At 74.7% G+C, this 26,329-nt stretch carries 26 protein-coding genes; 11 read left to right on the forward strand and 15 right to left on the reverse strand.

The window, feature by feature from the left end; genetic code table 11:
* Positions 1–59: 59 nt before the first annotated feature.
* The gene (locus tag AB0442_RS15545) at positions 60–881 is read right to left on the reverse strand and encodes an integrase (protein ID WP_363542815.1); all 822 of its coding nucleotides are present in this window, start codon (positions 879–881) and stop codon (positions 60–62) included.
* 335 nt (positions 882–1,216) lie between these two features.
* Between AB0442_RS15545 and AB0442_RS15550 the strand changes: the two genes are divergently transcribed.
* Entirely contained in the window at positions 1,217–1,456 is a 240-nt protein-coding gene (locus AB0442_RS15550) for a DUF5302 domain-containing protein (RefSeq protein ID WP_366163195.1), read from the forward strand.
* Between the two features lie 127 nt (positions 1,457–1,583).
* Here the strand turns inward: AB0442_RS15550 and AB0442_RS15555 are convergent, their stop codons facing one another.
* From AB0442_RS15555 to AB0442_RS15575, 5 genes are all read right to left on the reverse strand, one after another.
* On the reverse strand, positions 1,584–2,480 hold the full coding sequence (locus AB0442_RS15555; RefSeq protein WP_366163196.1) for an alpha/beta fold hydrolase: 897 nt from the start codon (positions 2,478–2,480) through the stop codon (positions 1,584–1,586).
* Positions 2,481–2,598: 118 nt separating this feature from the next.
* The gene (locus AB0442_RS15560; RefSeq protein WP_366163198.1) at positions 2,599–3,234 is read right to left on the reverse strand and encodes a TetR/AcrR family transcriptional regulator; all 636 of its coding nucleotides are present in this window, start codon (positions 3,232–3,234) and stop codon (positions 2,599–2,601) included.
* Between the two features lie 41 nt (positions 3,235–3,275).
* Positions 3,276–4,565, reverse strand: a complete 1,290-nt coding sequence (locus tag AB0442_RS15565; RefSeq protein ID WP_366163200.1) for an amidase — start codon at positions 4,563–4,565, stop codon at positions 3,276–3,278.
* A 45-nt stretch (positions 4,566–4,610) separates the two neighbouring features.
* Complete coding sequence (locus AB0442_RS15570; RefSeq protein WP_344624380.1) at positions 4,611–4,841, reverse strand: hypothetical protein; 231 nt, start codon at positions 4,839–4,841, stop codon at positions 4,611–4,613.
* A gap of 66 nt (positions 4,842–4,907) precedes the next feature.
* Entirely contained in the window at positions 4,908–5,561 is a 654-nt protein-coding gene (locus tag AB0442_RS15575; protein ID WP_366163202.1) for an ATP-binding protein, read from the reverse strand.
* Positions 5,562–5,788: 227 nt separating this feature from the next.
* Between AB0442_RS15575 and AB0442_RS15580 the strand changes: the two genes are divergently transcribed.
* The 8 genes from AB0442_RS15580 (at position 5,789) to AB0442_RS15615 (ending at position 14,661) form a co-directional block, all read left to right on the forward strand.
* Positions 5,789–6,589, forward strand: coding sequence for a hypothetical protein (locus AB0442_RS15580; protein WP_366163204.1), 801 nt, complete (start codon positions 5,789–5,791; stop codon positions 6,587–6,589).
* A 143-nt stretch (positions 6,590–6,732) separates the two neighbouring features.
* Positions 6,733–7,464, forward strand: coding sequence for a YcnI family protein (locus AB0442_RS15585; RefSeq protein ID WP_366163206.1), 732 nt, complete (start codon positions 6,733–6,735; stop codon positions 7,462–7,464).
* A 79-nt stretch (positions 7,465–7,543) separates the two neighbouring features.
* Complete coding sequence (locus AB0442_RS15590) at positions 7,544–8,218, forward strand: SCO family protein (RefSeq protein ID WP_366163208.1); 675 nt, start codon at positions 7,544–7,546, stop codon at positions 8,216–8,218.
* A complete protein-coding gene (locus AB0442_RS15595) occupies positions 8,215–8,691 on the forward strand; it encodes a copper chaperone PCu(A)C (protein WP_366163210.1) in 477 nt (158 codons plus the stop codon). Before AB0442_RS15590 ends, AB0442_RS15595 begins: the two co-directional genes overlap by 4 nt.
* A gap of 5 nt (positions 8,692–8,696) precedes the next feature.
* The gene (locus AB0442_RS15600; protein ID WP_366163212.1) at positions 8,697–10,835 is read left to right on the forward strand and encodes a FixH family protein; all 2,139 of its coding nucleotides are present in this window, start codon (positions 8,697–8,699) and stop codon (positions 10,833–10,835) included.
* 144 nt (positions 10,836–10,979) lie between these two features.
* Complete coding sequence (gene pheA / locus AB0442_RS15605; RefSeq protein ID WP_363542863.1) at positions 10,980–11,915, forward strand: prephenate dehydratase; 936 nt, start codon at positions 10,980–10,982, stop codon at positions 11,913–11,915.
* A 647-nt stretch (positions 11,916–12,562) separates the two neighbouring features.
* On the forward strand, positions 12,563–13,840 hold the full coding sequence (serS, locus tag AB0442_RS15610; RefSeq protein WP_366163213.1) for a serine--tRNA ligase: 1,278 nt from the start codon (positions 12,563–12,565) through the stop codon (positions 13,838–13,840).
* Positions 13,837–14,661, forward strand: a complete 825-nt coding sequence (locus AB0442_RS15615; protein WP_366163214.1) for an HAD family hydrolase — start codon at positions 13,837–13,839, stop codon at positions 14,659–14,661. Before serS ends, AB0442_RS15615 begins: the two co-directional genes overlap by 4 nt.
* Positions 14,662–14,730: 69 nt before the next feature.
* Here the strand turns inward: AB0442_RS15615 and AB0442_RS15620 are convergent, their stop codons facing one another.
* Complete coding sequence (locus tag AB0442_RS15620) at positions 14,731–16,479, reverse strand: LCP family protein (protein WP_366163216.1); 1,749 nt, start codon at positions 16,477–16,479, stop codon at positions 14,731–14,733.
* A 269-nt stretch (positions 16,480–16,748) separates the two neighbouring features.
* On the opposite strand from AB0442_RS15620, the gene AB0442_RS15625 reads away from it, so the two are divergent.
* A complete protein-coding gene (locus AB0442_RS15625; RefSeq protein WP_366163217.1) occupies positions 16,749–17,480 on the forward strand; it encodes a FadR/GntR family transcriptional regulator in 732 nt (243 codons plus the stop codon).
* 71 nt (positions 17,481–17,551) lie between these two features.
* A complete protein-coding gene (locus AB0442_RS15630) occupies positions 17,552–18,799 on the forward strand; it encodes an MFS transporter (RefSeq protein WP_366163218.1) in 1,248 nt (415 codons plus the stop codon).
* A 27-nt stretch (positions 18,800–18,826) separates the two neighbouring features.
* On the opposite strand, the gene AB0442_RS15635 is transcribed toward AB0442_RS15630, so the two are convergent.
* From AB0442_RS15635 to AB0442_RS15670, 8 genes are all read right to left on the reverse strand, one after another.
* Entirely contained in the window at positions 18,827–19,543 is a 717-nt protein-coding gene (locus AB0442_RS15635) for an ABC transporter permease subunit (RefSeq protein ID WP_366163219.1), read from the reverse strand.
* Positions 19,544–19,641: 98 nt separating this feature from the next.
* Entirely contained in the window at positions 19,642–20,559 is a 918-nt protein-coding gene (locus AB0442_RS15640) for an ABC transporter ATP-binding protein (RefSeq protein WP_344624368.1), read from the reverse strand.
* Between the two features lie 9 nt (positions 20,560–20,568).
* The gene (locus AB0442_RS15645) at positions 20,569–21,474 is read right to left on the reverse strand and encodes an ABC transporter permease (protein ID WP_366163220.1); all 906 of its coding nucleotides are present in this window, start codon (positions 21,472–21,474) and stop codon (positions 20,569–20,571) included.
* Complete coding sequence (locus tag AB0442_RS15650; RefSeq protein ID WP_366163221.1) at positions 21,458–22,432, reverse strand: ABC transporter ATP-binding protein; 975 nt, start codon at positions 22,430–22,432, stop codon at positions 21,458–21,460. Before AB0442_RS15650 ends, AB0442_RS15645 begins: the two co-directional genes overlap by 17 nt.
* A 167-nt stretch (positions 22,433–22,599) precedes the next feature.
* Positions 22,600–23,589, reverse strand: coding sequence for a hypothetical protein (locus tag AB0442_RS15655; RefSeq protein ID WP_366163222.1), 990 nt, complete (start codon positions 23,587–23,589; stop codon positions 22,600–22,602).
* Positions 23,586–24,458, reverse strand: coding sequence for a hypothetical protein (locus AB0442_RS15660; protein WP_366163223.1), 873 nt, complete (start codon positions 24,456–24,458; stop codon positions 23,586–23,588). Before AB0442_RS15660 ends, AB0442_RS15655 begins: the two co-directional genes overlap by 4 nt.
* Entirely contained in the window at positions 24,455–25,288 is an 834-nt protein-coding gene (locus tag AB0442_RS15665) for a hypothetical protein (RefSeq protein ID WP_366163225.1), read from the reverse strand. Before AB0442_RS15665 ends, AB0442_RS15660 begins: the two co-directional genes overlap by 4 nt.
* Positions 25,289–25,340: 52 nt before the next feature.
* Complete coding sequence (locus tag AB0442_RS15670; protein WP_366163226.1) at positions 25,341–26,090, reverse strand: hypothetical protein; 750 nt, start codon at positions 26,088–26,090, stop codon at positions 25,341–25,343.
* Positions 26,091–26,329: the final 239 nt, after the last annotated feature.

Consider the following 26,329-nt stretch of genomic DNA (forward strand, 5'->3'; position numbering starts at 1 on the left):
CGCTCTCACCCGGGGCCCGGCACACGCCGGGCCCCGGGTGCGTCCGCGGCCCCGCCGGGTCAGATCCGGGCGTAGAGGGCGGCGGCGTCGTCCGACTTCTTGCCGCGCGGCCAGCGCGTGCAGTCGGCGTCCGCCTCCTCGACGGCCCGCACCTGGGCGATCAGCTCGGCCGGCCCCGACTCCGCGAGCAGCCGCAGCGCGTCCGACCAGCTGCCGAGCCGGAACCGCTCGGTGAACCGGGCCGCGCCGTCGGTCAGCGCCGCCACCCCCCGCAGCTCGTCGAGCGGGACGAAGCCGGTCTCCGCATGCTCGGCGGCGCGCGGCGTGGCGGCGGCGATCCACGGCCCGTGCCCGGAGTTCCGGGCGGCCCGGACGGCCTGCGCGTACGCGAGGTAGAGCTCGGCCCGCTCGGTGCTGCCCGGCACCGTCGTCCAGACCTGCCGGCGCAGCAGTTCCCCGCCGGGGAAGCGCTGGTTGTCGCCGATCACCCGGGGCGCGCCCTCGCGGGGGTGCAGCACCAGCAGCGAGTCGCCGAGCACCAGGTACTCCAGCGAGCCGCCGACCTTGCGGGCGGCGACCACCATGGCGGCCGGGGTGTTCGGGTTCGCGAGGTCGCAGCGGCCGCCGTGCAGGGCCGCCGTCTCCACGATGGCGTCGCCCAGGCATTCGGCGATCGAGCGGTCGGCCCGGTCGGTGAGCCGGGCGAGGAGGTGGACCCCGAGCCGTCTGGCGTACCAGGCGGTGCCGTGGCGGCACCCGGACTCCAGGTCCGCCGGCATGCTGGAACCGTCCAGCAGCACCAGCGCTTCGGCGGAGGCTGCGGCGAAGTCCTCGCTCTCGCGGCCCGGCCCGTACGGTTCTCCGGCGAGCTGTACCTGCATCGGACCAGTCTGCGTGCGGGCGGCCGCCCGGTACAGGGGTCGGACGGACTCGACCGGCACCGTCGGCGTGCGCCGGAGCGCGCGGTGGCGACCGGCCGGAGCGCGGCTTACGGTCGGGGGATCACCCGCCCTCGCCCGAGGAGTCTGCGATGGTCTGGCAGTTCTTCGTCCTCGTGATCGCGTCGATCGGGTTCCCGATCCTGGCGCTCTTCTACCTGATCGGCGGCCCCCGGTTCCCCGACGAAGTGAAATGAACCCGCCGGGCGGCCGCCGCCGTGGCATGGTGTGCACTGCACCCGGCCCCCGTCCCGGGGCCCCGTACCGGAGGTCGCGCCATGAGCAAGGAAGCAGCCCCACCCACCGAGCAGTCCGAGACCGGGGCCGCCCCGGTCGAGGCGGCCGCCGAGGCACCCGCCCAGGAGGACGTGAAGGCGAAGTTCCTCGCCGCGCTGGAGCGCAAGCAGGGCGGCCGCGGGAGCGGCGGCGCCGGTCAGGGCGGCGAGGGCTCGAAGATCCACGGCACCCACGCGGCGGCGGGCGGAAAGCGCACCTTCCGCCGCAAGAGCGGCGGCTGATCCCGAGCCGGACGGCGGGCGGATCCCGGAAGGGGCCCGCCCGCCGCCGTGTTCCTCCGCCCCGGCCCGAAGGCCGGGGGCACCCCACGCACCCCTGTGTGGCATCCGTACGCCTCTGAAGACACGTCTAGGCGGTGGCACCCGCGGTGCGGTCCGCAGGCAGGGCGGCCCGGGCGTCCGGCTCGGTGAGGAAGCCGAGCACGTTGTCGAGCACGGCCGGGTCGGTCAGCACCCGCTGGTGGCCGAGCCCGCGGGTGGCGAGCAGCCGCACCCGTCCGCCGTACGCGGCCTGCAGCCGGCCGGCCTGGCGGAACGGCACCACCCGGTCGCCCTCGTCGTGCACCACCAGGGTCGGCGGCACGGCGTCGGCCGGCCGGCCCGCGGCGTCGAAGCGCTCCCAGACCGGCTCGTCCCCGGGGAGGAGCACCTCCTCGACGCGGCGCGCGACCTGCTGCGCGACGCGCTCGGACAGCCCGAGCTGGGCGCGGAAGCCGCCGATCACGTAGCGGAAGTCGGTGACGCCGGCGATCGCCACGAGGCGGTCGGCCCGCAGGCCCTCGCCGAGGGCGTGGAAGGTGCAGGCCACCCCGAAGGAGTGCGCGACCACGGCCTCGAAGGGGCCGTCCAGCTCGTGCAGCCGGCCGATGGCCTCGCCGTACTCCAGGATCGTGGTGGTCGAGCCGGCGGAACCGCCGTGGGCGGGCGCGTCGAAGGCGACCGGGCTGCGGCCCTCGGCCAGCAGCCGGGCCACCAGCGGGGCGAAGCGCGAGGCCCGGGACTGCCAGCCGTGCACCAGCAGCACCGGACGGCCGCCGTCGCCCCAGCGGAAGACCGCGGTGCGTCTGCCGGCCACGGTGAGGTGGGAGGTGCGCGCCCGGTCGTGGACCTCGCGTTCGGCCGGGCGGACCCGGCTGCGTGCGCCGGGCCTGCGGAAGAGGCCGAAGGCGGCCCGGCCGGCGAGGTCGGGCGAGATCAGGGCGGCCGTGTTGAGGGCGGTGCCGACGAGTGCCTTGGTGCGGTCCATGGGGTCTCCCCGGTCGAGGTGCGGGGTGGGTGGAGCCTGACGGAGCGATATATTAGCACGATCGTTCGTGCAGTTTTAGGCCCACGGAATACCCCGGGCGACGGCGCGGCACGGTCGGTCAGGCCAGCAGTTCGGGGCGGCTCGCCGCACCGCGCAGCAGCGCCAGGACACCGGCCGCGGCGAGGTCGTAGCGGCGCTCCTCGCCGTACAGCAGCGACTGGGCGTTGGCCGCCTCCAGCATGCCGATCAGCCCGAAGACCAGCAGACCGAGGTCGGTGTCGGCGCGGAGCTCGCCGGCCTCCCGGGCGGCGCGCGCCAGGTCGGTCAGGTGCTCCTCCCAGGCCCGGCCGGCCGCCGCGAGGGCGTCCCGCACGGGGCCGGGGCGGGCGTCGAACTCGGCCGACACCGCGTAGAAGAAGCAGCCGCCCGGGAAGACCCGACGCCGCGAGTACGCCAGCCAGGAGTCGCAGAGCGCCCGCAGCGCTCCGAGCCCGGGAGGCAGGTCCTCGACCGGGACGACCACCGCGTCCCGGAAGATCCGCTGGGCGGCGCGCACGGCGGCCAGCTGCAGCTCCTCCTTGGAACCGAAGCTGGCGAACACCCCGCTCTTGCTCAGCCCCAGGTCGGTGGCCAGCCGACCGATCGACAGGGCCTCCAGGCCCTCGACGGAGGCGACCTCCACGGCACGCCCCAGCACCGCGCGGCGGGTCTCGTTGCCCCGCTGCACCCGCCCGTCCGTGGTCGGCGTCTCCACCGCGCTCCTCCGCCGGCCGTCCGTCGCTGTCGGCGGCCAGCCTACGCCGACAGGCGTTCCCCGATCACGGCCGCGGCGGCCAGCAGCCGTTCGTCCCCGCCGTCCGCGCCGACGCACTGCAGGCCGAGCGGCAGCCCGCCGAGCGCACCGGCCGGCAGCGAGACGGCGGGCAGCCCCGCGTGGCTCCACGGCAGCGACATCACCGCGCTGCCGGTGGAGTCCAGGCCGAGCGGCGCCGGGCCGGTGGCGGCCGGGGTCACCCACGCGTCCACGCCCTGATCGGCCGTCACCTCGGCCACCCGGCGCCGGAAGTCCGCCCGGGCGGCCAGCGCGGCCCGGTGGTCGGCCCGGTCCACCTCCCGGCCGTGCCGGATCGCGGCCACCGTCTCCGGCCGGTACAGGCTGCCGAAGCGGGCGAACAGGTCGCGGTGCACCTGCGCCAGCTCGTACCGGATGATCGTCCGCAGGTGGTGCTTCACGGTGTCGAAGTCGCCCAGCACGTCGACCCGGCGGACGGTCAGGCCGAGGCCCCGCACGGTGTGTTCGAAGGCGGCGAGCGCCTCGGGGTGCACCTCGTCCAGGTAGCCGCCGACCGGGACGCCGAGGACGGGCTCCCGCTCCGGCGGCCCGGCGGGCTGGGCGGCCCAGGTGTCGCAGAGCAGCGCGGCGGCCAGCCGTACCCCGGCGAGGTCGGCCGCGTACCAGCCCGCGGTGTCCAGCGTCGGCGCGTGCGGGACGGTCCCCTCCGCCGGGACCCGCCCGTGGGTCGGCCGGAATCCCACCACGCCGCAGTACGCCGCCGGGCGGATCATCGACCCGACGGTCTGGGTGCCGATCGCCAGCGGCACCAGCCCCGCCGCGACGGCCGCCGCCGAACCGCTGCTCGACCCGCCCGGGGTGTGGCCCAGGTCGTGCGGATTGCGGGTCGGCCCCGGCGCGAGGACGGCGAACTCCGCCGTCACCGTCTTGCCCGCGACCAGCGCCCCGGCCGCACGCAGCCGCCCCACCAGCGGCCCCTCCGGCCCGGCCAGCACCCCCGGCGGCAGCGCCGAACCGGCGTGCGTGGGCAGGCCGTCGACGTGCACCACGTCCTTGACCCCCACCGCCACGCCGTACAGCGGCGGACGCCCGGCCGGGTCCGGGTACCGTGCCTCCAGCTCCTTCGCCGCCGCCGACAGCCGGTCGTGCCGGCCGGGCTCCGGGACGAAGGCGCGCAACGCCGGATCGATCCGGTCGATCCGGGTGCACAGGCGCTCGACGTGCTCGGCGAGCGGCGGGTCGTCGGCCCGCAGGCGGGCGGCCGCGGGGACGAGGGGCGTCATCGGCTCCATGGCGCCCACGCTACGGGCCCGCCGGTCCCGGCACGGGCGATCCGGTCACTCGTGCTCGGCCGGCATGTACGGCGTCTCGCGCAGGAACAGCGCCCCGCAGGTGTGGCAGTTGAGGTCCGGCGAGCGGGACCACATCTCCGGGTCCTGGACGGCCGACGCCGGGCTCAGGTCCCGCCCGCACAGGGCGACGGAGGAGCCGTCGTGGCTGATGTGCCAGGTCTTCACCCCGTCGGACGGGCCGGACGGGCCGTACTCGGCGCGCATCTGATACCTCATGCCGCCATGCTGCGCCGGGGTCGGGCGGGCGGCAATCCGGCGGCCCCGTTCCCCGGGGCCCGCGGTTCAGGAGGCGGCGCGCAGGAGTGCGTCGTCCTGCCACTTGAGGATCTTGTCGAAGCTGACGATCGCGCCGCGCAGGGGGTGGTTGCGGAGTTGGACGTGGTCGGTGAGCGCGTGGATCAGGAAGAGGCCGCGGCCGGACTCGGCACCGAGGTCGGGCAGGACGTCCGGGTCGGGGGTGCGCACCGCGGCGGGGCGGCCGGCCGGCAGGACATGGGTGTCGTACGGGCCGGGGCGGTCGGTGCGGCGCGGGTGGCGGCCGCCGAGCGGCGGGGGGCCGAGGGTGGCCCGGCCGCGGCGGGTGCGGCAGCGGCGCGGGGACGGACGGGCCGCGGAGGCGGCCGGGCCGCGGTGGCCGTCGGCGGCCAGGACGCCCGGGGCGGCCGGGGCGATCGGCGGCAGGCCGGGCCCGGAGTCGACGACCTCGATCCGCAGCCGGTCGCCGGCGATCGCCGCGGTGACCTGGAACCCGTCGTCGGGGCGGCCGGTCGCGGCGTGCTCGACGGCGTTCGCGCAGGCCTCGGTGAGGGCGATCCCGAGGTCGTAGGCGATCTGCGGGTCGACGCCGGCGGTGTCCATGGCACCCAGCAGGATGCGGCGGGCCAGCGGCACGCTGGCCGGGTCGCGCTTGAGGTGCAGAGTCCACCAGATGTCCACGGGAGGTCCCTCCTGGCTGCGGCTCCACATACGACTAGGTATCTCCGGGGGTTTCGGCAGCGAACCGTCGGCGCGCGCCGCGACCGCCCGTTCGGCGGATGGACTGGTGCGGAACAGTGTGCCGCGCGGCGCACGCTTCGGCCCGCACGCCGGGCCGAAAGGGTCATTCGGCGTATTTCCCACCCTGCCCGTGGGGACGGTGTGAGCGGTGAGATGATGGCCCGGCCATGACTGCCCACCCCGCCGCCCCGTTCGCAGGCGCCGCCGCCCCCGCCGACGGGGTGCAGGCCGCGGCCTGGGACCTGCGGGTGGCGCGCGCGGTGCCGTTCGCGCTGGTGTGCACCCTGGTGGCGGCCGCCGGCCACGCCGCGGTGGGCGGCGGGGACGTCGCCCTGCCCGCGCTGGCGGCCGGATTCGCCGCGGTGGTGCTGCTGGCCGCGGCGCTCGGCGGGCGCGAACGCTCGCTCGGGGCGATCACCGCGGCACTGGGCGCGGGCCAGCTGGGTCTGCACCTGCTCTTCCACACCCTGACCCCGGCCCGCGCCCACCACATGGCGGGCATGTCGATGCCGGAGGCCGCCGGACGGCTGCTCTGCGACGACGTGCCCGGCAACGGCGTCACCCGGCTGCCCGCGGGCACGAGCCCGGAGCAGCTGATCAGCGACGCCGGTCTGGACCCGCACGCGTACGCCGCCGCGGGCGCCGGGCACGCCGCCTCCGGCCTGTTCGGGACGGGCCCGGCGATGCTGCTGGGCCACCTGGCGGCGGCGGTCGTGGCCGGCTGGTGGCTGCGGCGCGGCGAGGCCGCGCTGTGGCGGCTGGTGAAGCTCACCGCGGCGGCGGCCCGCGAGTGGTCCGCCCCGCTGCGCCGTGCGGTGGCGATGCTCGCCGCCGTCCTGCTCGGGGTGCCCGCGGCCGCGCCGGCCGCGCCCCGCCGCCGGGCCGAGGACGTCCCGCTGCCCGGGGCGGCCGCCCTGGTGCACAGCCTGGTGCGGCGAGGGCCGCCCGTGGTGGCGTTCGCGCGCTGACCGGCCCGGCACGGGCCCGTGGCGCGCGCTGCCGACCGGACCGCACCGATGCGGGACGGCCATCACCAGCACCACCACCAAGCCCCGCGCACCCGTGCGGCCCCGTCGCCGCCGTGCGCCCCGCTCCCCTGGGAGAGCCCATCATGCGTACCACTCCTGCCCGTCGGACCGCCCTCGCCGCCGCCGTCGCCGGTGCCGCCGTCGTCGCGCTGGCCGGGCCGGCCGCCGCCCACGTCACCGTCCAGCCGGGCAGCGTCCCGCAGGGCGGCTACACCGCCGTGGCGTTCCGGGTGCCGGACGAGAGTGACACCGCCTCCACCGTGAAGCTGGAGGTCAGCCTGCCGATGGACCACCCGATGGCCTCGGTGCGGATCCAGCCGCTGCCCGGCTGGACGGCCGTCCTGGAGAAGTCCAAGCTCGACAAGCCGCTGAACGCGCACGGCAAGGACATCACCGAGGCGGTCTCCAAGATCACCTGGACCGCGGACGCCGGCACCAAGATCGCCCCCGGCCAGTTCCAGGAGTTCCGGGTCTCGCTCGGCGCCCTGCCGACCGACACCGACAAGCTGACCTTCAAGGCCCTGCAGACCTACGACGACGGCGAGGTCGTCCGCTGGATCGAGGAGGCCAAGGAGGGCCAGCCCGAGCCCGCCAAGCCCGCCCCGGTGCTGACCCTCACCAAGGCCGCCGCGGCCGCCTCCGCCGCGCCGGCCGCCGACCACCACGCCTCCCAGGACGCCTCCGGCGACCAGGCCGCCGCCAAGGCCGACGACTCCACCGCCCGCACCCTCGGCGTGGTGGGCATCGTGGTCGGCGTGATCGGTGCCGCGCTCGGCGTGGCCGGTCTGCGCCGCAAGAGCGGCCCCGCCTCCTGACCCGGTGCCCGGCGGGCCGCACCCCGGTGCGGCCCGCCGGGCCGATCCCCCGCCCCGCACGATCGGAAGTCCCAACGCCATGGCCCACACCCCCCGTCCGAAGGCCCGGCTGCTCGGCGCGGCCGCCCTGGCCCTGTCCGCCGCCCTCGCGCTCACCGCCTGCTCCTCCTCCGGGGGCGGCGGCACCGGCGCGGCGAAGGTCAGCAAGGAGAGCAGCAGCTCCGCGTACCGGGGCAGCGTGCTGAGCAAGCACTTCGACAAGCCCGACCTCGTCCTGACCGACACCTCCGGGCAGCCGTTCGACCTGCGCAAGCGGACCGCCGGCCGGCCCGTGGTGCTGTTCTTCGGCTACACCAGCTGCCCCGACGTCTGCCCGACGACCATGGGCGACATCGGGGTGGCGATGTCGAAGCTGTCCGCCGAGGAGCAGAAGAAGATCGACGTCGTCTTCGTCTCCACCGACCCGGAGCGGGACACGCCGAAGGTGCTGCGCACCTGGCTGGACTCGATGGGCAAGGGCTTCATCGGCCTCACCGGCGACCTCGCCAAGGTGAAGACCGCCGCCCGGACGGTGGGCGTCGCCGTGCAGGACCCGGTGGTGAACGCCGACGGCTCGGTGACCTCGGCGCACGGCGCCCAGGTGCTGGCCTTCCTGCCCTCCGACGACAAGGCCCACGTGCTGTGGATGGGCAGCAGCACGGTCGAGACCTACAGCCACGACCTGGCGCTGCTGGCGAAGGGGGTGCCGGCGTGAGCCGGGCGTTCCGGCGTTCCGCGCTGATCGGCGCGGGACTGTCCGCGGTGCTGGCCACCGGGACGATACTCGTCGCGTGCGGAACGGGATCCGACGACGGACGGGCCGACCTCAGCATCGTCGGCAGCTACGTCCCGGTGCCGGCGCTGCCCGGTGGGATGGGCGCCGGCTACTTCACCGTCCGCAACGACGGCGGGGCGGCCGACCGGCTCGTCGCGGTGACCAGCCCGGACGCCGGCTCCGTCACCATGCACACCTCCGGCGAGTCGACGATGACCGCGGTCGACAGCCTCCAGGTGCCGGCCCACGGCGCACTGGAACTGGCCCGCGGCGGCCACCACCTGATGATCATGGGATGGCAGAAGCCGCCCGTCGTCGGGGACGAACTGGAACTGGACCTCACCTTCGCCAAGAGCGGCACCATCACCGTCACCGTGCCGGTGAAGCCGCTCACCTACCGGCCCGGGAGCTGACACTGATGCCGAGGAGAGTCGCGGCGCTGCTGGCCGTCCTGGCGGCGGCCGTCGCCCTGCTGTTCGGCGGCGCCGGCACCGCCGCCGCGCACGCCACGCTGGTCTCCACCGACCCGGCGCAGGGCGCGGTCACCGCCACCGCGCCTGCCGCCGTCACGCTGACCTTCAGCGAGGGCGTCTCGTTGACCGCCGACTCGGTGCGGGTGCTGGACCCGGCCGGCAAGCAGGTCGACAACGGCGACGCGGCCCACGCCGACGGCAAGGAGGCCAGCGCCCGGGTGACGCTGCGTCAGGGCATCGGCAACGGTACGTACACCGTCGCCTGGCGGGCCGTCTCCGAGGACTCCCACCCGGTGGGCGGCGCGTTCACCTTCTCCATCGGCGCGCCCTCGGACACCACGGTCTCGGCCTCCGCGGTGCAGGGCGCCGAACCGGACGCCGTGGTCGCGGCCGCCTACGGCACCGCCCGGACGGTCGCCTACGCGGCCTTCGCGCTGCTGGTCGGCGCGGCCGCCTTCGTGTTGATCTGCTGGCCGCGCGGGGTCGCCGTGCACCAGGTGCAGCGGCTGCTGATGACCGGCTGGATCGCGCTGCTGGTCTCCACCGTCGCGGTGCTGCTGCTGCGCGGCCCGTACGAGCGCGGCACCGGGATCTCGCAGGCCTTCGACCTGTCGCTGGTGCGGGCCACCCTGGACGAGCGGATCGGGACCGCGCTCGCCGCCCGGCTGCTGCTGCTCGCCGCGGGCGGCGTGTTCCTGTCGCTGCTGGTCGGCCAGCTCGGCCAGGACCGGACGGCCCAGGACCCGTCCGGCGCCGGGGACACCGGGGACGCCGCGGAGCCTGCGGCCGCCGCGGAGCCCGGCACCGAGGAGGGCGAGGAGGCGGAGCTGCGGGCGCTGGAGCGGCGCGCCGCCGACCGGCCGCTGCGGGACGCCCGGCTCGGGCTGGGCGTCGGCGGGGCGGTGCTCGCCGTCGCCCTGAGCGCGACCTGGGTCGGCGCCGACCACTCCTCGGTCGGCATCCAGGTGCCGCTGGCGCTGCCCACCGCCGCCCTGCACCTGCTGGCGATGGCGTTCTGGCTGGGCGGTCTGGCCACCCTGCTGGTCGGGCTGCGGCACGGCGTGCCGGCCGCGGCGGTCGAGCGGTTCTCCAAGCTGGCGCTGGCCGCCGTGACGGTGCTGACCGTGACCGGCGTCTACCAGGCCTGGCGCGGCCTGGGCAGCTGGGGCGCGCTGGTCGACACCGAGTACGGGCGGCTGCTGCTGATCAAGACCGGTCTGGTGGCCGGCATGGTCGGCCTGGCCTGGATCTCCCGCGCCTGGGTGGCCCGGCTCCGGACGGCCGGCGCGACCGCGGACGGGACGGACGGGACCGCCGACGAGGCCGCCGGCGCGACGGCCCCGGGCGGGAGGGCGACGAGCGGGAAGTCCTCCGACGGGACGGCGGAGCGGGAGACCGGCGCCGGGGCGGCCGTCGGCGGCAAGCGTGCGGCGACGGCGGCCGCGAACGGCGGGAAGGGCGGGAAGGGCGGGGACGGCGGGAAGGGCGGGGACGACCCTGCGCGGCTGGCCCAGCTGGCCCGTCAGCGGGCCGCCCGCGACCGGGCCTCCGAACGGCGCACCCGCGACGGCGGGCCGGCCCGGACCGGGCTGCGGCGGACGGTGCTGCTGGAGTCGGCGGTCGCGGTCGCCGTGCTGGTGGTGACCACGATGCTGACCAACTCGCCGCCCGGCCGGGTGGCCGAGGCGGTCGCCGCGACCTCGCAGTCGCCCACCGCCGGGGCCAGCACCGTGCCGGGCCGGACGGTGGAGCTGAAGCTGCCGTACGACACCGGCGGCAGCACCCCGAACGCCAAGGGCACCGCCACCGTCACGGTGAACCCGGTCGCGACCGGGCCGAACGAGGTGACCCTGAAGCTGGACGACAAGTCCGGCAAGCCGGTCTCGGTGCCCGAGGTGCAGCTCGCCTTCACCCTGCCGGACCGGGACCTCGGCCCGCTGCCGGTCACGCTGGCGGCGCAGGGCACCGGGCGCTGGTCCGGCACCGCACAGCTGCCGCTCGCCGGGAACTGGGTGGTGTCGGTGACCGTCCGCTCCTCGGACATCGACCAGAGCACGGCCACCGAGCAGCTGAAGGTCGGCTGACCACGGCCCGTCCCGGTCGGCCGCGCCCCTCGCGCGGCCGACCGGGACGGGCGACCACTGGGCGGAACGGTGTCCGGCCGGGCGCCGGGAGTGACTATGGTGGCAGGCCGAGTACTGCTCAGCACCACCGCGTACGGAGGCGGCATGTCGGCGACCCGCTACACCTATCTCGGGCCGGAAGGCACCTTCACCGAGGCCGCGCTGCGCACGCTGCCGGAGGCGGCGACCCGCGAGCTGGTGCCGCTCGCCTCCGTCCCGGCCGCGCTGGACGCCGTCCGGGCGGGCGAGGCCGCCGGGGCGTTCGTGCCGGTGGAGAACTCGGTGGAGGGCGCCGTCACCGCGACCAGCGACGAGCTGGCCTCGGGCGCGCCGCTGATGATCTACCGCGAGGTGCTGCTGCCGATCACCTTCGCGCTGCTGGTGCGTCCGGGCACCTCGCTGGCCGACGTCAAGACGGTCACCAGCCACCCGGTGGCGCAGCCGCAGGTGCGGCGCTGGCTGGCGGCGAACCTGCCGGACGCCCAGTGGGAGGCGGCGGCCTCCAACGCGGACGGCGCCCGGCTCGTCCAGGAGGGCCGCTTCGACGGCGCCTTCGCCGGCGAGTTCGCGGCCGCGCTGTACGGGCTGGAGCCGCTGGTCAGCGACATCCACGACGCGGCGAACGCGACCACCCGCTTCCTGCTGGTGGGCCGGCCGGGCCGGGTCTCCTCGCCGACCGGGCTGGACAAGACCTCGATGGTGGTCTGGCTGCCGGACGACCACCCGGGTGCGCTGCTGGAGCTGCTGCAGGAGTTCGCGGTGCGCGGCATCAACCTGATGCGCATCGAGTCCCGGCCCACCGGCGAGGGCATGGGCAACTACTGCTTCCTGATCGACTGCGAGGGGCACCTGAGCGAGCGGCGGGTCTCCGAGGCGCTGATGGGCCTCAAGCGGATCTGTCCGCAGGTGCGGTTCCTCGGGTCGTACCCGCGGGCGGACCGGGGAAGTCAGCGGCCGGTGCGGCCGGGCACGACCGACGCGGACTTCTCGGAGGCGGCGGACTGGCTGTCCCGCTGCCTGGACGGTCGCGGGGAGCTCTGACCGGTTCGGTCACGGTGGTGGGACGGCCGCGGGGCGGCCGTTCATCCACAGGTCGGACCCTTCGTCCACAGGGTGCACGCGTTCCGGGTTATCCACAGGCCGCGGGCCGAGTCGACAAAACGGTATAGCCACTACCCGAACTGGTCAGATCATCACACTTAGCTGCAGAGGCGACTCATCGCACCAGAGTCACCCTTCTGTCAGCAAATCACCTGTTCGAGCGAGCGAATTCCCTCACCCGAGAAGGCTCATCGAGGTTTCAAACCTCAATTCCTCCGTGAATCGCGCCGCACGCCCCGGCTTTCGGTTCGTCCACAGGGTCGGAGCAGGGCCTGTGGACAAACGCCCTCGGGCACGGTTCCCCACAGGGGTTATCCACAGGATCGCGGGGGTTATCCCCAGGGCGTCCGCGGCTCTCCACGGCCCCGGTCGCGCCCCCGGACGGAACACCGCCGGACAGGCTCGCAGAATCCCGGACGGGAAAGGGCAAAGCAGGCGGAGTCACCGGTCGGTTCCGAAAACAGTGAATCACGGACGGCGGCCGTGACCCTGCCCCGGCACGGGTCGGGCGGGTCGGCCGCGGGTTCGGCGCGAAACCCCGGGAAACCGGTTCCGGTCCGGGGCCCGGCCACCGGTACGCTTGGCCCGTGATTGACCTTCGCCTGCTCCGTGAGGACCCCGACCGAGTGCGCGCCTCGCAGCGCGTCCGTGGTGAGGACGTCGACGTCGTCGACGCCCTCCTCTCCGCCGACGAACGGCGCCGGTCCTCGGGCAGTCGCTTCGACGAGCTCCGCAACGAGCAGAAGTCGCTCGGCAAGCTGGTCGCCAAGGCCCAGGGCGAGGAGAAGACCGCGCTGCTCCAGCGCACCAAGGACCTCGCCGCCGAGGTGAAGGCCGCCGACGCCGAGCAGAACGAGGCCAAGGAGGAGGCGGACCGCCTGCTCCGCTCGCTGGCGAACCTCATCGACCCGGCCGCCCCGGTCGGCGGCGAGGAGGACTTCGTCACGCTGGAGGAGGTCGGCACCCCGCGCGACTTCGCCGCCGAGGGCTTCGAGCCCCGCGACCACGTCGAGCTCGGCCAGATCCTGGGCGCGATCGACACCGAGCGCGGCGCCAAGGTCGCCGGTGCCCGCTCGTACTACCTGACCGGCGTCGGCGCGCTGCTGGAGCTCGCCCTGGTCAACATGGCGATGGCGCAGGCCACCGCGGCCGGCTTCACCGCCATGATCACCCCGGCCCTGGTCCGCCCGGCGGCCATGGACGGCACCGGCTTCCTCGGCCAGGCCGCCGAGAACGTGTACTACCTCCCCGAGGAGGAGCGCTACCTGGTCGGCACCAGCGAGGTCCCGCTCGCCGCCTACCACATGGACGAGATCCTCGACGCGGACCGGCTGCCGCTGCGCTACGCGGGCTTCTCGTCCTGCTTCCGCCGTGAGGCGGGCACTTACGGCAAGGACACCCGCGGCATCATCCGGGTCCACCAGTTCGAGAAGGTGGAGATGTTCGTCTTCACCTCCCCGGAGGAGGCCGAGGCCGAGCACCGCCGCCTGCTCCAGTGGGAGAAGGACTTCCTCAACGCGCTGGAGCTGCCCTACCGGGTGATCGACGTCGCCTCGGGCGACCTCGGCTCCTCCGCCGCGCGCAAGTTCGACATCGAGGCGTGGATCCCGACCCAGGGCAAGTACCGCGAGGTCACCTCGACCTCCAACACGACCGAGTACCAGTCGCGCCGGCTCTCCATCCGGATGCGCGAGGAGGGCAAGGTCCGCCCGCTGGCCACACTGAACGGCACCCTGGTCGCCGTCCCGCGCACCATCGTGGCGATCCTGGAGAACCACCAGCAGGCCGACGGCTCGGTGGTCGTCCCCGAGGCGCTGCGGCCCTTCCTCGGCGGCCGCTCGGTGATCGAGCCCGTCGCCGAGTGAGCACCGCCCCCGGTGGCGGCCTGCCGTACCGGCTGGTCGCCACCGACCTCGACGGGACCCTGCTCACCTCCGCCGAGAAGGTGAGCGCGCGGACGCTGGACGCCCTCGCGGGCGCGGTCGACGCCGGGGCCCGGCACATCGTCGTGACCGGCCGCTCGGCGGCCTGGGCGCGCCCGGTCTTCGACGAGATCGGCTACACCGGCATGGCGGTCTGCGGCCAGGGCGCCCAGGTGTACGACGCCGGGGCGCACCGGCTGCTCACCTCGCTCACCCTGGACCGGCAGGTGGCCGCGCGGGCGCTGGCCGCGATCGAGGAGCTGACCGGCCCGCTGGCGGTGGCCGCCAACCAGGACGGCCTGGACGGCAAGGTGCTGGCCGGCCCGGGTTTCCGGCTGCGGATCGGCACCGAGCTGCCGGTGGTGCACGCCGCCCGTGACGAGCTGCTCGTGGAGCCGGTGGCCAAGCTGTACGTCCAGCACCCGGAGCTCTCCGACGACGCCCTCGCGGCGGCCGCGGTGCAGGCGGCCGGGGGGCTGGTCGGCGTGGTGATGGCCGGTCCGGGCGTGGTGGAGCTGCTGCCACCGGGGCTGTCCAAGGCGACCGGCCTGGCGGTGGCCGCGATGCGGCTCGGGGTGAAGCGCACCGAGACCATCGCCTTCGGCGACATGCCGAACGACATCCCGATGTTCGCCTGGGCCTCGTACGGGGTGGCGATGGCGGGTGCGCACGAGGAGCTGCGGGCGGTGGCCGACGAGGTGACCGCCGGCAACGACGAGGACGGCGTGGCCGTGGTGCTGGAGCGGGTCTTCGGCCTGGCCTGAGCCGGGCCCGCCGCCGCCCGTCCGCACGGCGGGCCGCCGGGCCGGTGGTACCGGCCCGGCGCGGCCCGGTCAGCCGTAGCTGACGTTGGAGCAGGGGTCGTCGTCGGCGGAGCGGGCCTCCTTGGCGACGCTGGACGGCAGGGTGCTGGGCACCGCACCGGCCGCGCCCCCGGACCCGGTCGCGTAGTCCGTGCCGAGGACCAGGCTGACGCCGGCCTTGGTGGAGGACTGCAGGGTGGCGCCGGGGAAGAGCTTGGCCACCTGCTCGGCCTCCTCCTTCTGGCCGGGACCGTACTGCACGAGCGTCTTCTCGTGGTTCTGCGCGGCGGCGTTGCCGCGGGCCGCGATGGTGAAGCCGGAGCCGGTGAGGGTGGAGGCCGCCTTGGTGGTGAGCCCGCTGGTCAGGGTGCCGTTGTAGACGCCGACCTTGATGCCGGAGCCGTCGACGGTCACCGGGGTGGGGCTGGGGGCGGGGGCTGCGGGGGCCGAGGCGCCGGTGTCGGCGCTGGCGTCCTGGCCGTCCAGGGTGCGGTCGGCCTTGAGGGCCTGCCACAGGGTGTCGACGTCGGGGTGGACGAGGTCGATCCGGGCGCCGGAGAACTTCCACGGCGTGGTCAGGAACTTGATGTTGTGGAGGTCGATGTCCTTCATCTGCATGGCGAAGGAGATCAGCTTGGCCGGGGAGTTGAGGCCCGGGTCGACGATCATCGACTTGGTGGCGGCGTCGGCGAGCGGCAGCAGCGTGGTCGGGTCCATGCCCTTGCTCTTGACGCTCTTGATCAGCGAGGCCATGAAGGCCTGCTGGCGCTTCATCCGGCCGACGTCGGAGCCGTCGCCGATGCCGTGCCGCAGCCGGACGTAGTCGAGCGCGGCCTTGCCCTCGACCTTCTGCTCGCCCTTGGGGTAGAGCTGCTTGCCCTTCCTGCCCAGGTTGGGGTTGAGGTCGCCCTCGTAGATGGCGTTGGGGAGGCAGACGTTGACGCCGCCGACCGCCGAGGTCATCGCGGAGAAGCCCTCGAAGTTCACCACCATGGTGTGGTCGACGCGTATGTTCGTGAGCGCCTCCACCGTGTTCTGGGTGCAGGCCGGGTTGCCCTCCTCGGTGTTGCCGGTCGAGAAGGCGCTGTTGAACATGACGTCGGTCTTCTTCTTCGTCCACGAGCCGTCGGGCAGCTTGCAGGGCGGAATCTCGACCAGGGCGTCGCGGGGGAAGGAGACGCCGACGGCGTGCTTGTGGTCGGCGTAGACGTGCAGCAGGATCGTGGTGTCCGAGCGGGCTCCGCCGTCCTCGCCGCCGCCGAGGTCCTTGTTGTCGCCGCTGCGCGAGTCGGAGCCGATCAGCAGGACGTTGATCGGGGTGTGGCCGTTGGCGTCCGGGCTCGCGGCGTCGGGCCGGTTCTTGCTGAGGCCGTCGCCGTCGAACGCCTTGATGTTGCCGCTGAACTTCAGGTAGAGCGCACCGCCCGCGGCGGTGGCGAGGCCGAGCGTGGCGACCGCGACCCAGACCACGACCTTCTTGCGGCCCTTCGGCCGCTTGCGGGCCCGGCGGGCGTCCGCCCGGCCGCCGCCGGAGCCGTCGTCGCCGCCGCCGCGGCCGCCCTGCTGACCGCGCCGCGCATCGGCGCGGCCGCCCTGGCGGGGCCCCCGCGGGTCCTGCTCCTCGCTGCGGCGCGGCCGCGGTGCCGCGGGGCGGCGCGGGGGCGCGGTGAAGGCGTCGTCGCGGCGCGGGGCGTCGTGGCGGTAGCCGTCCTGGTACGGGGCATCGTCGTGCCACCAGCCGGCGTCGTGGTCCGACGCCCCCGCCCTCTGGCCTGACATTCGTACACCTTCCACCGGCGCAGCCAACACGTGCCGCAGCAACGCACCCTGGTGGAGTACTGCCGCGTGAGCTTCTGCGGAGCATATAAAGGCATCATTGAAGAGTCACGGTCCGGGCCGCCGATTGCACAATCGGACAAGTCCCGTGGCCGACTCTCGGAGGAGATGCGACGAACTCGGGAGTAGCCGATTCTAGGTCGGTTGCCGCACCAGTCCAGTTGTAGGATGACTGGGCAAGCCGACCTCCGACTCGTGAAGGGAGCCCCGCCATGCCCGGCCGCACCGACGGACTGCACGCCGCAGGGCGCCGCTCCCTGGTCGACGAGACCATCGAGCAGCTGCGCGAACAACTCGGCGCGGGCGTGTGGCCGGTCGGGGAGCGCATCCCCACCGAGCACGAACTGGCCGAGCGCCTGCAGGTCGGGCGGAACACCGTGCGCGAGGCGATCCGGGTGCTGGTGCACTCCGGGATGCTGGTCTCCCGGCAGGGCGAGGGCACCTTCGTCCGCTCCACCACCGATCCGGGCGCGGTGCTGCGCGGCGTGCAGCGCTCCGGCGTCCGGGACGTGCTGGAGGTCCGCGCCGCGCTGGAGGCGGAGGCCGCCCGGCTGGCCGCCGTCCGACACACCCCCGAGGACGTCGCCCGGATGCGCGCCGCGCTCGCCCGGGAGGCCGAGGTGATGGCCGCCCACCCCGACCGGGCCGGCCGCGAGGCCACGGTCGAGCACGACCTGGAGTTCCACACCGCGGTGGTCGAGGCCGCCCACAACCCGGCGCTGGCCGAGCTGTACCGCTACTTCGGCGCCTCGGTGCGCGAGGCGATGCGGACGGCCTTCGGCGACCACGACATGCCCGAGGTCTCGCTGGAGACCCACGAGGCACTGGTCGACGCGGTGGAGAGCGGCGACCCGGACCGGGCCGAGACGGCCTGTCGCGCGCTGCTGGCGGGGCCGACGGCCGCCGTCGAGCAGCTGATCGCCGCCATCGCGGCCCGGAAGTGACGACGGGGCCGAGCACCCGCCCCCGCACTCCCGACCTCTGACGCACCGACTTCGAAAGAGCTCTGCCAACCATGGCCGTCACCCGCACCCCGCAGCCCGTCGCCACCCCGGTGGTCCGTACCCGCACCGCTCTCGCGCACCCCGCGCTGATGCTCGCCGGCATCCTCCTCGTCGCCCTGAACATGCGGGCCTGCCTGGCGGCGATCTCACCGATGGTCGGGGAGATCCAGCGCTCCCTCGGCCTCTCCGCCACCGCGAGCGGTCTGATCACCACCGTGCCGGTGCTCTTCCAGGGCGTGGGAGCGCCGCTCACCCCCCGGCTGACCCGGCGCTTCGGTGCCGAGCGCGTCGTCCTCGGCGCGGTGCTGGTGCTCGGCGCGGGCGTGCTGCTGCGGGTGCTGCCCTCGGCGGCCGCACTGTACGCCGGGTGCGTGGTGATCGGCGTGGCGATCGCCGTGCTGAACGTGTCGATGCCCGCCCTGGTGAAGCGCGAGTTCCCGCACCGGGCGGCCGCGATGACCGGCGTCTACTCCACCACCATGCTGGTCGGCGCCACCCTGGCGGCCGGGGTGTCCGTCCCGCTGGAGCACGCGTTCGGCGGCGGCTGGCGCGCCTCGCTGGGTGCCTGGTCGCTGCTGGCGCTGGTCGCGGCGCTGGCCTGGCTGCCGCAGATGCTGCACGCCCGCCGGGCGCCGGCGCCGGCCGTCCCCGCGGCCGTTCCGCGGACGGCTCCCGGCACGGCGGGCCGCGGCCCGTGGCGCTCCGGGGCGGCCTGGCAGATCAGCGCCTTCATGGGGATCTCGTCGCTGCTGGTCTACAGCCTGGTCGCCTGGATGCCCACGGTGCTGGCCGACCACGGGATGGACCGCGGCGAGGCCGGCCTGGTCTTCGCCTTCTCCAACCTGGTGCAGGTGGCCGGGGCCTTCCTGGTGCCGCTGGTGGCCGGCCGGATGACCCGGCAGCGGGCGCTGGCCGCGGCGATGGCCGTGCTCAACGGCGTCGGCATCGCCGTCCTGCTGCTCGCCCCGGTCTCCGGCGCGTGGGCGGCGGCCGCCGTCCTCGGCGTCGCCCAGGGCGGCTCGCTGGGCCTGGCTCTGGCCTTCATCGTGCTGCGCACCGACAGCGCGGCGGGCGCCGCCCGGCTGAGCGGGATGGCGCAGGCCGTCGGCTACCTGGTGGCGGCGGCCGGGCCGGTCGGTGCCGGTGCGCTGCACCAGGCGACCGGCGGGTGGACGGTGCCGCTGGCCCTGCTGCTGGTGCTGGCGGGCGCCGCCGCCGCGGCGGGCTGGGGAGCGGGACGGGACGTCACCGTCCGCTGACGTCCCCGTCCCCGTGCCGCGGGTGCCTCACTCCTCCCCGGCGAGGGTGAGGCCGCCGAGGCGGACGGCGGCCAGCAGGGTGGCGGCCACCACGACGACGACCAGCAGCGGGACGGCGACCGTGAGCGCCACGTCCGCCTCGATCGAGCCCCGGGCTGCGATCGACTTCGCCACCGACAGGCCCCACTGCTGGACGCTCAGCGTCCGGGCGCCGGGCACGAAGTTGCCGACCAGGCTCTCCCAGACCAGCGCGTAGCCGAGTCCGGCCACCACCGCGTGCCGGGTGGCGACGCCGAGCAGCAGGAAGAGCGCGCTGTAGGCGGTGCCGGCGACCAGCGTGCCGGCGGTGTAGGCGACGGCCAGGCCGTCCCGGGTGCCGCAGAGCACCAGGCCGGCGATCAGGGTGGGCACGGCGGCGAGCAGCCAGGTCGCGGCGACGGCCACGGTCAGCTTGGTGGTGATGATCCAGTGCCGGGGCAGCGGCTTGGCGAGCAGGTAGACGATCGAGCCGTCCTCGATCTCGGTGGCGATCACGCCGGTGCCGACCACCAGCGCCAGGATCGGCAGCAGGGTGCCCATGCCGAGCCGGCCGAGGACGGTGGCGGCGAGGTCCTCCGGGGTGTCGGCGGTCAGCCGGGCGATGACGGCGACGAGCAGCAGCAGGGCGGGGACGACCAGCAGCAGGATGCCGCTGCGGCGCCCCAGCAGGCCGCGCACGGTCAGCCTGGCGACGGTCACGTTCACGGTTCGGCCTTCCTTCGGGCGTGGTTCGGGCGTGGGTGCCGGCGGGTCCGGCCGGTTCGGGGACGGTCCTGGGAGGTCCGGGGACGGTCCGGGACGGCTCAGGAGGCGACGAGGTAGGAGAAGACGCTCTCCAGCGACTCGTCGGCCGGGGAGACGGTGTAGAGCCGGATGCCGGCGTCCTTGGCGACCCGGGGGAGCAGGGTGGTGAAGCCCTGGAAGTCGACGGCCTGGATGCGCAGGGCGCGCTCCTGCCCGTCGAACTCGATGCCGGCGGTGGAGCCGTCCGCGATCAGTGCGGCGGCCAGCCGGCGGTCGTCGCTGGAGCGGACCAGGTAGCGGTGCGGGCGGCTGGTCATCAGCCGCCGGATCCTGCGGAAGTCGCCGGAGGCCGCGTGCCGTCCGGCGACCACGACCTCGATGTGCCGGGCGAGCTGCTCGACCTCCTCCAGGATGTGCGAGGAGAAGAGCACCGTGCGGCCCTCGGCGCCGAAGCGGCGCAGCAGCTCCATCAGCTGGAGGCGCTGGCGCGGGTCCATGCCGTTGAACGGCTCGTCGAGCAGCAGCACGGCGGGGTCGTGGACGAGCGCGGAGGCCATCTTGACCCGCTGCTTCATGCCCTTGGAGTAGGTGCCGGTCTTCCGGTCCTGGGCGTACTCCATCTCGACCAGGCCGAGGGCGCGCCGGGCGGCGGCGGCCGGGTCGGCGAGGCCGTGCAGCTCGGCGTTGGCGAGGACGAACTCCCAGCCCGTCAGGTAGTCGTACATCGACTCCCGCTCGGGGACGAGGCCGATCGCCCGGTACGCCTCCTGGTTGCGCCAGATCGGGACGCCGTCGAGGGAGACCTCGCCGGCGGACGGCGGCAGGAAGCCGCTCATCATGTGGATGAGGGTGGACTTGCCGGCGCCGTTGGGGCCGAGCAGGCCGGTGACGCCCGGCCCGATCTGCATGGAGACGTCGTTCACGGCGACGACGTTGCCGAACCAGCGGGAGACCCGGTCGATGGTGATGACGGCCATGGCGAGCTCTCAGATCTTCCGGTAGCGGCGGTCGGTGAACCAGTAGCAGGCTGCGGCGAGCAGCAGGATCTCGGCGCCGAAGAGCAGGGCGGCACCGGCACCGGGGGCGTGCACCACGCGCGAGTTGGCGACCAGGCCGAAGACCTGGTTGGTGAAGCCCTCGACGAGCCAGCTCGGCGAGAGCATCGCGGCCCAGTTGGCCTTCTCCGGGACCTCCGCCCACTCGCCGCCGGCCAGCACGTAGACGATCCGGGCGATCACGCTGCTGACCGCCATCACGCCCATGATCGACGCGACGCCGAAGCCGCGGCGCGGCGTGCACGCCGCGATCAGCAGGCCGATCGCGGAGTAGACGACCGCGTAGAGCAGGGCGGTGACCAAGCCGTAGAGCAGGTGGACGGTGTGGTGGCCGAAGTCCATCCGGCCGAGCAGCGCGCCGAGGTAGAGCACCAGCAGCGGGCCGGCCATGACGATCATCATCGCGCTGGTCATCGCCGCGAACTTGGCCCGCACGTAGTCGGCGCGGGTGATCGGGCGGGAGAAGTACAGCGGGACGGTGTGGTGCCGCAGGTCGCGGGAGAGCAGCACCGGCGCCTGGGCCGCGAGGAAGATCCAGGTCAGCACGCCGATCCAGCCCAGGAGCCCGGGGTAGTCCATGATCGGCTTCTCCATCTTCATGAAGATCTGGATGGCGGCCACGATCAGGGCGAGGAGCAGCGGCAGCGCCAGCACCACCATCGGCAGCACCTTGGAGCGGCCGGAGCGGCCGAGTCCGAAGGCGGCGCGCAGGCTCTGCTGGTACAGCGAGCGGGTGGCGTAGCCGCGGCCCAGCCTGGGGCCCTCGTAACGGCGGTAGCCGATGTTGTGGATCACTCCGCCGTCGGCGGCGGTGCGGGCGTCAGGAGACGGATGCATCTGCGGGACCTCCTGTCCGCTCGGCGCGGTCGGCGGGCTGGGTGAAGATCTCGGCGACCCGGTGGCGGCGCTGCTCCAGGCGGACCAGGCCGAGCCCGAGGTCGGCGACGGTGTCGCGGACGGTGTCGTAGGTGCTGTCGTCCTGGATCTCGACGAGCAGGATCCGGGAGCCGTCCATGGCGACGGAGAGCCCGGCCGCGGCGAGGCGCTCGCGGACGGCGGCGTCCGGGTCGGCGAGGGCGTCCTGCGGGTGGTCGGTCACCTCGACCGCGAGGACCTGGGTGGCCTCGGTGAAGGAGGCGGTGGAGGAGGACCGCAGGAGCCGGCCCCCGTCGATCACCACCAGGTGGTCGCAGGTGCGCTCCAGCTCTCCGAGCAGGTGCGTGGTGACCAGCACCGAGATGCCGAAGTCGGTGTGCACCCGGCGGATCAGGCCCAGCATCTCGTCGCGGCCGACCGGGTCGAGGCCGTTGGTCGGCTCGTCGAGCAGCACCAGCTGCGGGTCGTGGACGAGGGCCTGGGCGAGCTTGACCCGCTGCTTCATGCCCGTCGAGTAGCCGCCCATCGGGCGGTAGCGCTCCTCGTACAGGCCGACGTGGCGCAGGATGTCGGCGGTGCGCTCGCGGGCGGCCGCGGCGGGCAGGCCGGCCATCCGGGCCATGTGCACCACGAACTCGGTCGCGGAGACGTCCGGCGACAGGCAGTCGTGTTCGGGCATGTAGCCGACCCGCTCGCGGATCGCGGCGCCCTCGGTGGCGATGTCGAGGCCGAGCACGCGGCCGGTGCCGGAGGTGGCCGGGGAGAGCCCGAGCAGGATCTTGATCAGGGTGGACTTGCCCGCCCCGTTGGCGCCCACCAGGCCGACCACCCCGGGCTGCACCTCTACGGTCAGCTGGTCGAGGGCGGTGACCCGGGGGAACCTCTTGGTGAGGCCGTCCGTTGCGATGACTGTGGACACGCCCCTCAACGTAGTGGTGCGGCGCCCCCACGGGAATGAGCTGGGATGACGAGCCCGGCGTGATCCTCCGGTATGACGGGGCGGCGACGTCCCCTAGGGGTCGCCGCCGCCCGTGACCTGCCCGGACCGGTCGTCGGCCCGGCCTCGGCCAGGCATCAGCCCGGAAATCACCGCAGCATCTGCGACTGCAGCAGGGTCACCTGCCGGTAGGCCTGCAGCGGCACCCCGGCCGGGTTGGTCATCACGATGCTCACGGCGACGTCGCCCTGCGCCAGGAAGGCCGCGCGGGCGGTGGGCTGCCCCTTCGCCTTCTCCTCGGACGCCCGCACGGACAGGGTGGCCACGCCGAGCGACGGGTCGACCTCGACGTCGGAGAAGCCGAGTTCGGACACGCCCGCGGGCTGGGACGAGCCGAGCTCGGCCAGCATGCCGCTCGCCTCCCCCCGCGAGCCGAACCGGAACAGCCAGATGTCGGTGCGGGTGCCGTCGGCCGCCGTCCAGGTCCTGCGGGTGGCCGTCCGGCAGGCGAACTCGGTCATTCCCGCGTCCAGCCGGGCCTTCGCCGCGTTGCCCGCCGTGTAGTCGGCGCAGGCGACGAAGGACACGCCACCGGCGGCACCGGCGGACGGGGCGCCGGCGGACGGCGCACTGCTCGCCGGGGTACCGCTCGCCGGTGCCGCCGGTGCGGGCACGCCGGTGGCGGGCCGCTCCGGCACCGCACCCTCGGGCAGCGGCAGCAGCAGACCGCGCAGGTCCGCGAAGTGGCGGCCGTACGAGGCCGCGTCGTCCGGTGCGGGCTTGCCCGACGGCAGCGGAGGGAGCGTCAGCGGCGGGAAGGCGTACCGGCCGTCGTTGGGGGTGGCCAGGCCCGGGATGTCGGTGCGGTCCGGCGCGGCGACGGCGAGCGCCGCCCCGGTGCCGGACAGCAGCAGCACGAGGGCGGCCGCGCCCCAGCGGAGCAGGGTGGCCCGGCTGCGGCGGCGGCCGGCGCCCGCCGACTCCAGCAGTTCGGGAGCGCGGCCCCAGGCGTCGCCGGGCGCGGGCGTCCCGGCCACGGACGCCTCGGCGGCGGTCATCTCCGCGGCGGAGGTTTCCGCGGTGGGAGTTTCCGGGGCGGGTTCCGGGGTCGGCGGCACGGGGGCGGTGGTGTCGGTCATGCGGACGCTCCGGGGATGGCCAGCCGGTCGAGCTGCTGGGCGAAGAGGGGGACGATGCGGTCCTTCGGCAGCGGGGCGATGCCCTGCACGCTCAGCACCACCCGCAGGTCGCCGACCGCGGCCGAGCACTCCAGCTCGTCGATCTCCGCGCCCGGAGCCAGGTGCGGCAGGTAGCAGTGCGCCTCGGGGTGGCCCGGGATCTGCGGTCCGCCGCGGAACAACCCGGAGTCCGAGCCGAGCGCCGCCACCCAGGCGTCGTGCGCCCGGACGGCGTCCTGGTGGTACTGCAGCAGCCAGACGGTCACCTGCAGGCTGCCGTCGTCGGACGCCAGGCCGCGCACGCCGCCGCCCTTGAGGACGGACTGCTGCCAGGCCTTGCGGACGCCGTCCTGCAGCTTCGCGGGCAGGCCGCGGACCTCGTCCTCGACCCACGCCTTGCGCTGTTCCTCGGTCAGTTCGGTGTCGTTGCCGAACTGACCGGAGTCCGGGCCCAGGTGGAAGCCGGCCGGCACCGGGAGCAGCAGGTCCCGCATGGACCCGAAGTGGCTGCCGCCCTGCTTGGCGCCGAAGGACGGCGTGGCCGGGGCGGACGGCGCACCCGAGGGAGCCGCGGACGCGGACGCCGCGGGCCGGTCGTCCTGCTCGGTGTGGAGGATGCCGAGGCCGATGCCGACGCCGAGCAGTGCCGCGGCCGCCACGGACGCGGTGGCCCGGACGGCGAACGGCACCCGCGCCCGGCCCGGCCCGGCGGGTGCCGGCGGTGCGGTCGGTGCGGTCGGTGCGGGCTGCTCGGGGGGTGCCGGCGGCAGCTCGGCGGCGGGCTCCGCTGCGGGCTCGGGGGCGGCCGGGTTCATGGTGGTGTCGCTCACTTCAGCCGCTCCCACTGACGGATCGCCAGGTTCTTGATCTCTTGGCCGTCGACGGGCTTCGGGGAGAACATCTCGATCCGCATGACGACGGATCCGCGGACGGCCGTCGCCTGGGCGGAGTAGTACTCCTCGGTGCTGTCGGCGTAGTGCTCCGGCTCCGCGGGGGCCTCGTAGTGGCCGTTGACGGTGCCCTCGATCGTCCCGCCGTTCTGCGGGACGACGATCGTGAACGCCGAGGCGGCCGATCCGATGTCGTCCGCGCCGAACTGGATGAGCTCGATCCGGTAGTGCACGTCGCCGCGGCGGTAGGCGAGCAGTGCGTCCCGCCGGAAGTGGTGCTGCATCAGGCGGCGGAACTCGCCGGCCGAATCGCCGACCATCATCGCCTTGTCGCCGGCGCCGAGCCAGCCCACGCCGGTGTCGCCGTAGCCGTAGTTGTCCCACTCCTCGGCGTCGGCGGGCCGCCCGATCAGCAGCTTCCGCAGGTCGCCGTCGATGGCGAGCGGCTTGGGTTCGGCGGCCGCGGCGGCGGCCGGGTCGAGCGACTGCGCCGGGTAGTGCAGGGTCTCGACGGCGAGCGGCGGCAGCGGCGTCTCGGGCCTGGCGGCCTGGACGGCGTAGCCGATGCCGGCGCCGAGCACCGGCCCGAGCACCACGGCGGCGAGCAGCAGCCGGGCGGTCCGCGGGGCCCGGCCGGGCGCGACCGGGGCTGCGGCTTCGGTCTCGGTCTCGGTCTCGGTGCCGGTGCCGGTGCCGGTGCCGGCCTCGGTGCCGGTGTCGGTGCTGGCCTCGGTGCCGGTGTCGGGGGACGCCGGGATGTCGGTGGTCACGGGGTGCTCCTGCTCGGAGGGGGAGGTCGCCGGATCCGTCTCCGGCCTGGGCTCAGCCACCGGTGGCCAGCCGTTCGCGCTGGCGCTTCATCGCGTCGACCAGCAGCGCCCTGTCGGGCGTGCCCTTCACGTACACGGTGATCTCGTACTGGACGTCACCGGAGAAGGAGACGCCGACCATCTTCCCCGTCCAGGCCTCCTGTTCGGGCTTGAGCATGATGCCCTTGGCGCTGTCGTCGCCCGCGATGTCGAAGGTGTCGCCGTGCTTGAAGCTCAGCCCGTCGGCGAACTCCTTGGCCATCTGCCGGCTCTTGAAGCGCAGCAGCCGGACGTACACCTCCTGGGTGCCGTCGGCGGTGCGGTAGCGGCGATCCGCGGCGTCGTCCTTGTAACCGTACGAGCGGAGGATCTCCGGCATCTCCGACGCGTTGCCGAACTGCCCGGCGACGTCGTCGGTGCTCAGCGTGGTGCCGTCCGAGGCCCCGTAGGACTCGGCGCCGGCCGGCATCGGCAGCAGGAAGTAGCGGATGTCGCCGCCGTGCGTGGAGCCGTCGACGGTGCCGTGCACGGTGCTCGCCGGGGAGGGCGTCGGCGAGGGCGAGGGCGCTGCCGGGGACGGCGTCGGGGACGGGGTGGCGGAAACCGTGGCCGCCGGGGCGGCGGACGGTGCCGCGACGGCCCGCGGCGGGTCGTCGGACCGTCCGACGGCCACGGTGGCGGTGGCACTGGCCGCCGTCACGGCGAGCAGGCCGACCGCGGCCAGCACCACCCGGGCCGCGCGCGGAAGCTGCCGCACCGTCACGGCGCGGGCCGGAACGGCCCGGCCGTCAGAACCCTCTGCAGCAGCGGCGGGTGCGGGCATCTCGGCGCCCGGTGAGGCCGGAGCTTCGGGCGCGGCCGGGGCTCCGGCGGGTTCGGGCGCGGGCGCGCTCTCGGGCACGGGCGCGTTTTCGGGCGCAGACAAGGGACTCCCCGTAAAAGGCAGGCGGATTGCCGCGCGCGGGCTCCGGACGGGCACCCCCGTTCGCCGCCGTCCGAGCC

The organism is Kitasatospora sp. NPDC085895 (assembly GCF_040702125.1).
Classification (GTDB): Bacteria; Actinomycetota; Actinomycetes; order Streptomycetales; family Streptomycetaceae; genus Kitasatospora; species Kitasatospora arboriphila.

Excerpts from the sequence above, each read along its gene's own strand:
- AB0442_RS15545 (WP_363542815.1), bottom strand. The coding sequence starts at position 881 with ATGCAGGTACAGCTCGCCGGAGAACCGTACGGGCCGGGCCGCGAGAGC.
- AB0442_RS15550 (WP_366163195.1), top strand. The coding sequence starts at position 1,217 with ATGAGCAAGGAAGCAGCCCCACCCACCGAGCAGTCCGAGACCGGGGCC.
- AB0442_RS15555 (WP_366163196.1), bottom strand. The coding sequence starts at position 2,480 with ATGGACCGCACCAAGGCACTCGTCGGCACCGCCCTCAACACGGCCGCC.
- AB0442_RS15565 (WP_366163200.1), bottom strand. The coding sequence starts at position 4,565 with ATGGAGCCGATGACGCCCCTCGTCCCCGCGGCCGCCCGCCTGCGGGCC.
- AB0442_RS15570 (WP_344624380.1), bottom strand. The coding sequence starts at position 4,841 with ATGAGGTATCAGATGCGCGCCGAGTACGGCCCGTCCGGCCCGTCCGAC.
- AB0442_RS15580 (WP_366163204.1), top strand. The coding sequence starts at position 5,789 with ATGACTGCCCACCCCGCCGCCCCGTTCGCAGGCGCCGCCGCCCCCGCC.
- AB0442_RS15585 (WP_366163206.1), top strand. The coding sequence starts at position 6,733 with ATGCGTACCACTCCTGCCCGTCGGACCGCCCTCGCCGCCGCCGTCGCC.
- AB0442_RS15590 (WP_366163208.1), top strand. The coding sequence starts at position 7,544 with ATGGCCCACACCCCCCGTCCGAAGGCCCGGCTGCTCGGCGCGGCCGCC.
- AB0442_RS15600 (WP_366163212.1), top strand. The coding sequence starts at position 8,697 with ATGCCGAGGAGAGTCGCGGCGCTGCTGGCCGTCCTGGCGGCGGCCGTC.
- pheA (WP_363542863.1), top strand. The coding sequence starts at position 10,980 with ATGTCGGCGACCCGCTACACCTATCTCGGGCCGGAAGGCACCTTCACC.
- AB0442_RS15620 (WP_366163216.1), bottom strand. The coding sequence starts at position 16,479 with ATGTCAGGCCAGAGGGCGGGGGCGTCGGACCACGACGCCGGCTGGTGG.
- AB0442_RS15625 (WP_366163217.1), top strand. The coding sequence starts at position 16,749 with ATGCCCGGCCGCACCGACGGACTGCACGCCGCAGGGCGCCGCTCCCTG.
- AB0442_RS15630 (WP_366163218.1), top strand. The coding sequence starts at position 17,552 with ATGGCCGTCACCCGCACCCCGCAGCCCGTCGCCACCCCGGTGGTCCGT.
- AB0442_RS15640 (WP_344624368.1), bottom strand. The coding sequence starts at position 20,559 with ATGGCCGTCATCACCATCGACCGGGTCTCCCGCTGGTTCGGCAACGTC.
- AB0442_RS15645 (WP_366163220.1), bottom strand. The coding sequence starts at position 21,474 with ATGCATCCGTCTCCTGACGCCCGCACCGCCGCCGACGGCGGAGTGATC.
- AB0442_RS15655 (WP_366163222.1), bottom strand. The coding sequence starts at position 23,589 with ATGACCGACACCACCGCCCCCGTGCCGCCGACCCCGGAACCCGCCCCG.